Annotated in this window: 5 protein-coding genes and 3 pseudogenes; 4 read left to right on the forward strand and 4 right to left on the reverse strand. The window is 46.3% G+C overall.

The genetic code is table 11. The annotated features are described in order from the left end of the window. The first annotated feature begins 27 nt into the window (after positions 1 to 27). Both ACFSW5_RS10485 and ACFSW5_RS10490 read left to right on the forward strand, forming a co-directional pair. Complete coding sequence (locus tag ACFSW5_RS10485) at positions 28 to 525, forward strand: HIT family protein (protein ID WP_379272407.1); 498 nt, start codon at positions 28 to 30, stop codon at positions 523 to 525. Positions 526 to 782: 257 nt separating this feature from the next. Then, complete coding sequence (locus ACFSW5_RS10490) at positions 783 to 1,343, forward strand: DUF1697 domain-containing protein (RefSeq protein ID WP_379272409.1); 561 nt, start codon at positions 783 to 785, stop codon at positions 1,341 to 1,343. Between the two features lie 177 nt (positions 1,344 to 1,520). Here ACFSW5_RS10490 and ACFSW5_RS10495 read toward each other — a convergent pair. The 3 genes and pseudogenes from ACFSW5_RS10495 to ACFSW5_RS10505 all read right to left on the reverse strand — a co-directional run. Further along, positions 1,521 to 1,981 (reverse strand): annotated as a pseudogene (locus ACFSW5_RS10495) (ArsA family ATPase); the annotation flags it as partial. Positions 1,982 to 2,046: 65 nt separating this feature from the next. Then, positions 2,047 to 2,523, reverse strand: a complete 477-nt coding sequence (locus tag ACFSW5_RS10500; RefSeq protein ID WP_379272412.1) for a MarR family winged helix-turn-helix transcriptional regulator — start codon at positions 2,521 to 2,523, stop codon at positions 2,047 to 2,049. A 945-nt stretch (positions 2,524 to 3,468) separates the two neighbouring features. Then, a pseudogene (locus ACFSW5_RS10505) lies at positions 3,469 to 3,732 on the reverse strand (sensor histidine kinase); the annotation flags it as partial. A gap of 552 nt (positions 3,733 to 4,284) precedes the next feature. On the opposite strand from ACFSW5_RS10505, the gene ACFSW5_RS10510 reads away from it, so the two are divergent. Next, positions 4,285 to 4,893, forward strand: a complete 609-nt coding sequence (locus ACFSW5_RS10510) for a TetR/AcrR family transcriptional regulator (protein ID WP_379272414.1) — start codon at positions 4,285 to 4,287, stop codon at positions 4,891 to 4,893. A gap of 314 nt (positions 4,894 to 5,207) precedes the next feature. On the opposite strand, the gene ACFSW5_RS10515 is transcribed toward ACFSW5_RS10510, so the two are convergent. Then, positions 5,208 to 6,110, reverse strand: coding sequence for a LysR family transcriptional regulator (locus ACFSW5_RS10515; RefSeq protein WP_379272417.1), 903 nt, complete (start codon positions 6,108 to 6,110; stop codon positions 5,208 to 5,210). Between the two features lie 196 nt (positions 6,111 to 6,306). Between ACFSW5_RS10515 and ACFSW5_RS10520 the strand changes: the two are divergent. Further along, positions 6,307 to 6,435 (forward strand): annotated as a pseudogene (locus ACFSW5_RS10520) (DinB family protein); the annotation flags it as partial. Positions 6,436 to 6,498: the final 63 nt, after the last annotated feature.

The following is a 6,498-nucleotide window of genomic DNA, read 5'->3' on the forward strand; positions in this document are numbered from 1 at the left end:
AAGCAGATCCGAAAGCGGAGGGACGCTATGTCTATCAAACCTTCTTATTCCCATATGCCGGAAGGGTACGAGTGCCCGTTCTGCCGAGTGATCGCAGGGGATGAAAGGCCGAATAACGGAACGAAGCAACGCGACGTCGTTTACCGGAACGAGCTTGTCACGGCTTTTATCGCAAGCAAGTGGTGGCCCAACAATAAAGGCCACGTGCTTGTCGTTCCAAACAATCATTATGAGAACCTATTCGATCTTCCGGCCGAATACGCGGCCGAAATTCACCGGGCTGCTCAGCTGGTTGCATTGGCGATGAAAGGGAATTATGGCTGCGATGGAATATCTACCCGGCAACATAACGAACCTGCCGGTAATCAGGATGTGTGGCATTATCATTTGCATGTATACCCGAGGTATGAGAACGACCGTCTTTATTTGACGGCAGGAAGTCCATCCGATCCGGAAGAGCGGCCCTATTATGCCGATAAGCTAAGAGCATGGATAGAAGAGTATCAGAAAGGTATACCTTTGTAAGGTTCATGGGCAAAAGGGAGCCAATTGCCGCCAAATCTACTTTTTGAATCTTATAATCCGGCAAACATACCAGATCGGATTCACCCTTGTTCGGACCTTCAACAGTTCCGACCGTCAGGATTGGAATATTTCCTTGTTTTAGAACGGATAATGCAACGGTCAGCTCATATTCGCTAAATAATGGATTCTGGAACCAGTCCAATTGTTGAGAAGCATAGAAGTCCCAGCAAACATCTTTATCGGGAGAAGTGATAAAGTTGAAGAATTATATAGCCCTGCAGCGCGGGATCAATGTAGGCGGCAAGCATATCGTCAAGATGGCGGAATTAAAGAGCATGTTTGAACGTTTAGGCTGCACGCAAGTGCAAACGTATATTCAAAGCGGCAATGTTCTGTTTGAATCGGGCGAATCCGAACTCTCGCTCCGCCAAATGCTGGAGGAGTCGTTTGAGAAAACGTTTGGTTTCTTCTCCAGCATGATCATTCGGACTGACGCGGAATGGAGAGGGCTCCTCGTCGATTGTCCATATACGGAGCGGGAAATTGCGGATGCAGCCGCAACCTCCGATATCGAGTGTCTGCATGTCGCATTACTGCAGGACGTACCCGAAGCCGATCGGATCGCGTTGCTTGAGTCGTTTAGGAGCGATACCGAAGATTATCGCATTGTCGGCCGCAATCTGTATATGCTGTTCCGCAACGGCGGCTTCCGGAATTCGAAGCTTCCGAACCAGCTGACAAAGCTGGGCGTGTCGGCGACGGTTCGAAATTGGAAAACGGTCAATAAGCTCATGGCGCTGATCGATCGAGATGATTGATTAACCGTAATGCTCGAACGGACGTTTCCGGAGGAACGTTCGTTCATTGTTATTTAATGCAGCATTGCTGGAGATAGGAGTTGGCCAAAGATTTCCAAAAATGCTCTTATGCTTTTTCACAAAACTCGTATTTTGTACATATGTTCTATAATTAAATCAAATGCTCCGCTTTCATGCCGGAAATATTTTTTCCAACCACCAATTCAAAAGCTGAGCAGCCGCAGCGTTTCTCCCGTCGGAGCGCAATCCACCACTAACACATCGAAATGTCCGTTTTGAGCGTGTTCCTTGATCTGCAATAAACTGAAAAGCTCCTCCATGCCGGGAAACACCAGCATCTCATCGGTTGTTAAGTCTTTCAGATGCGCTTTGTCAAGCAGTTTCGTCAGCCAACCTTGAACTGTTCCCCAATTGCGCTCCGTTTCCCAGAGACTGTTCACTTCTTGTCCCCACAAATTTTCGCCGATCCGGACCGGATCCGGTCCAATCGGTACGGCCAGAGAATCCGCCAAACTATGCGCCGCATCGGTGCTGAGAACAAGCGTCCGCTTTCCTTGTTTTGCCAGTTTCACTGCCGTCGCAGCCGCCACACTTGTTTTGCCTACGCCGCCTTTGCCTGTGAAAATAATAATCCTCATGCTTGCTCGCTCCTTTTAGTACGAATCCGTAGTAAATATGTAAAAATGAATCCGGTTCGAACCGGTCATTCTTCAATTATAATTTTCTTCGGAACGTTCTTTTTTTCTTGGGGCATTATCGGACCCTTGTCGTGAAAAACTTTGGCTGCTTTGAACAGGAGAGTCATGAATTGCTCCATTTCTTCCGGAGTAAAAGCCGCCTCCAGCCTGCCGAACGTCGCTAACATGATTTGTTCCGATTCTTTCGCAAGGTTCCGACCTACCTGCGTCAGTGTCACGAGTTTAACACGCTGATCTTGCGCAGATGCAGCCCTGGCGATGTAACCTTTTTGTTCAAGCCGTTTTGCGATGCTGGTCATCGTACTTAGAGGGGCCCCCATCACGGATGCCAGTTCCGACATCGTCATATCTCCCTTGAAGAGCAAAATAAGCAGAGTTGATAAATCCGAGCGCGTCAGTTTTTGTTCGAGCTGCAGCGTATCGGACATAAAAGCGAAAGGACGCAAACCGCTCTTGAGAAAGAGTTCGTACAGTTGCTGCATGCCAATTCTCCTTTTAGTACGAAATCATAGTAAATGGTTGTGTTCAGTTTAGTACGAATTCGTATTAATGTCAAGATTGTCAATTCGGTTGACTGTCAAACCGATAGTATTATCGACTTCGCCGGTACCCTAAAAGTTGATTTCACATCTTACAATGCACATAAGCCGGATTCCTTAGCGTACGGAATTTCCGGCTTGTTTGATCTAATTTTCGCTTAACAACAAATCTACCTGTTTGTTATACGTTACAATAGCTCGGCTAGTTACGCTCTACTGCCCGTTAGCTTAACAAAGTACCGGCAGTCAAACACTTTATTTTTCAGTCAAGCCTTAATGCTGACGATTTATTCGGTTATTTAAAAAGCATGATGTCCTCTCATAATCGGCTAAGGATATATGTTCTTGTTCTCTGACAAGATGACAAGAAATTGTATCGTTGTTTGACAAGAATATATCGTTACCCATTACCCATATGCAACAAAGGCTGCCGGGTCGCGCCGGCAACTCCGATCGAACTAACGTCCCTCTCGTAATGAAAAGCAGCCGGTCTCATGGCTGGCTGCTGCTGTCTGTATTGAGCTAACGTTCCCAGTTTATTGTATTAAAATTTGCAAGAGTACCTTTCTCACTTTGTATCAAAATAAAACTTTGTTGAGCCAGATTAACAATTACATGGTTATTTCCTTCATCCATATAAGTCAATTCAGCCCCTAAATGAGTACAAAACCATTCAGCAGAACCTTTGGGATTTGTTACCGGTAAATATAGTACCTACTCTCATTAGCTTTGATGGCATGCATAGTCTCCTTTGTTTCAAAATAATATTTCACACTTCTCCTTTCGATTTCTACCGAGAAAATCCCTCTTATTTACTCCATTAAACTGTTCGTTAGCTCAACGCGTGCTTTCCCGGGACCATGTGCTTGTATAGAAATTCATATTCGTCTACATTGAACCACTATTCGCTTGGAGCAACATTTCGATTCTAGTTCCGCTATGGAGCTCGCTTTCCACATGGATTTCCCCTCCATGAGCCTTCACAATATCGTGTGCGATGGCCATACCGAGTCCTGAGCCTTTATGCCGCTCGCCTGTGTTAGTTCCGCGATAATAACGATCGAAAATTCGTTCCAGCTCTTCTTTCTTGATACCTTTGCCGTGATCCTCCACGACGATCCGGGCCATATCGCCTTTCTTTTCGACGCTGACCTATAACGTTGAATTTCATGAATGTAAATCCAATTTTAAAGACCGAATCTTACACGGGATTAATCCGAACCTTACAGCAACCTTAAATTTACGCAAAAACCCTCAGGGCGCCTTTGTAGCGTTCCTGAGGGTTTTATAGAGAATGAAACCATGTCGTAAGGTATGAGGGCCATCCTTTTCAGGATGGCCCCTTCTATCTTGAAACCTAATCTCTGCCGGTCAACAGTCTTCCTAACTGCAGTCGCGCTTCAAGCTCGATCCTGTTTTTGCAATCTTCGCAGCAATGCATTCCTTTGAAATTTCGTTTTATACGCTCGTAAGCTTGAGTTCCCTCAATGACATAAAACTCTCTTCTGCAACTATAACAGGTGCAGCGAAAACGAAAAAATCCATCGATTTGCTCTTGCATTGCATCCCCTCCCATCCATCACGGCAAAGTCCAGTACTATTGACGCGATAACTGCGACGCGATATAACTGAATTATTCTAAATAACACACTGTGTTATTTATCTTAATACATCGTGCTAAATAAGACAAGGGGGCGTTTACCGTTGCCGAAAGTCGTGGACCACGAACAAAAAAGGAAACTGATCGCCGAATCAGCTTGGAATATTATTGAAGAAAAAGGGATCGAACATGCGTCAATCCGCGCCGTTGCAGCTGCGGCAGGGTTGTCGCCCGGCGCATTGCGGCATTATTTTTCAACACAGGACGAGCTTTTGCTATTTATCGTGGATTATTATTTGACAAGAGGAGTTGCGAAAGCAGAAGAGCGCCTGGAAATAAGTTCTACTCCGATGAAGGCTGCGAGGGAAATTCTGTTACAACTGCTCCCTATGGATGACGAAAAACGAACGGCCGTCGGCGTCTGGTGGAACTTCGCCATCCGATCCCTTACGAGTTTGGCATTACAAGCCAAAAAAGACGAGCTTACGGACGGACTCCACTACCTGGCTAAAGCCGTCCTCGAAATTCTAGCTAAAGCGAAGCTTCTCCCCTCTTCGGTGGACATTCAACTCGAAACATTGAGATTGGCCGCGCTTGTTGAAGGCTTGACGATCCTCACTTTACTCCGCCCGGAGCTCTACACACCGGAGACCGTTGAGCAGATCGTCACCCGCCACCTTCAGGAGCTATGCTCGCAAGCTACGGATGGATGATTATGTGGACGATTCCCGAAAAGCCTTGCCTTTATTTGTGGTACGGTTCAGCTTAACGGTGTATCGGCGAAAACGTTATGCAGTCATAGTTTCGGGAATGGAATAAAAAACCACTTTTACCGACTCTCAAAGTCTGCAAAGGTGGTTTGATCCTATTTCGTCGAGTACTTCTTTACCGCAGCACGAATTTAGCCGTGGCGTACGCGTATGCATGATTGCCGACCGGGCACGCCTTCTTGGGCTCGACATCGCTGTGTTGAACGATTTAAAGTACTTTTCCTTATTGCCTTTACCCTACAAGCACTTTCCCCGGTCTACGAAGACTTCGAATGACTGATAGCCGCTTCGATGTAGGATCTTAACATCTTGATGAAGGTTCGCATAGCGTAACCGACATATCTGTCGCTGCGGTAGATCAGACAAATGTCCTGAGTAGGCGTAGGATTCCTCAGTTGAACGACTTTGATGTTTGCATTGTTCAGATTATCCAGAAGAAGCCGCGGCAGAACACAAGCGCCAACTCCGCTTTGTACCATCTGGAGGAGGGAAGATAATGTTGTCGTCACCATATGCGGCTGCAGCGTAAACCCGTTGTTCATGCAAAAGCGGTCGATCAGCTTGCGGCATTGATGGTCGGGTGGAAACATGACCATCTTCAAGGAATGTAGTTTGTTCAAGGAAATGAAACTCTCTGCCGCAAGAGGATCATTCCTGCTTACCGCCAATGAGAACTCCTCGTGAAACAGGGGAATTGACGTGAGACGTTCATCGATAACAGGTCCAATGGTTACGCCGACATCGATGCTCCGGTCCAAAACTTGTTCCGTTACTTTCGTGGTTTCCAGAAGGGACAGCGAGATGGTGGGATAGGTTCGATGGAATTCCAGCAGCAAGGCATTAAACATCAGATCCGCGTCGCCAGGTAAGACGCCGATCGACAGCGATCCTCCTTGCATCCTTTTCAGATCGGCAATGGCATCGCTCGCTTGTTGCAGATGTCCGAACACGGCAGCGCCATGTTCACGAAGAATTGCTCCAGCCTCCGTAAGAACAATGGTCTTCCCCACACGATCAAACAACAGAACCCCTAGTTCTTCTTCCAATCTCCTTATCTGCTGACTGATGTTGGGTGCACTGACTCCCATTTTTTCAGCTGCTCTTGTGAAGTGAAGCTCTTCGCATATGGCCATAAAATACTGTAGTTGTTTTAACTCCAAAACGCACACCTGCTTTCAATTGCCTCGCTGAATGGATGTTCAATGTTTATTGTGATGCCCTCTCCATTTTCTGTCAATGCATTCTCGTTAATTTATACTTAACGTTTCGGTAATGCCCGCTGCATTGATGGAAAGTTCCATGGGACCTATATTAGAAATAGTTCAAGCGCTTCTCATGACAAAGGAGGAATGGACCATGTCTGAAATGATTATCAACACGGCAAAAACCGCACGCCAAGTGGTTCTGCATCAGGTGCAGTCGATCCCGGAGGAGCTTTTCGATATTCAACCGGCTGGATTCAACAATACAATCCGTTGGAATGTTGATGCTAGACTTAATAGTAGACACAGATTAAACTGATGAAATGACTAACATCGGAGGACTGTG

The sequence above is a fragment of the Paenibacillus thailandensis genome, assembly GCF_042685365.1.
Classification (GTDB): domain Bacteria; phylum Bacillota; class Bacilli; order Paenibacillales; family Paenibacillaceae; genus Paenibacillus_AP; species Paenibacillus_AP thailandensis.

Excerpts from the sequence above, each read along its gene's own strand:
- ACFSW5_RS10500 (WP_379272412.1), bottom strand. The coding sequence starts at position 2,523 with ATGCAGCAACTGTACGAACTCTTTCTCAAGAGCGGTTTGCGTCCTTTC.
- ACFSW5_RS10485 (WP_379272407.1), top strand. The coding sequence starts at position 28 with ATGTCTATCAAACCTTCTTATTCCCATATGCCGGAAGGGTACGAGTGC.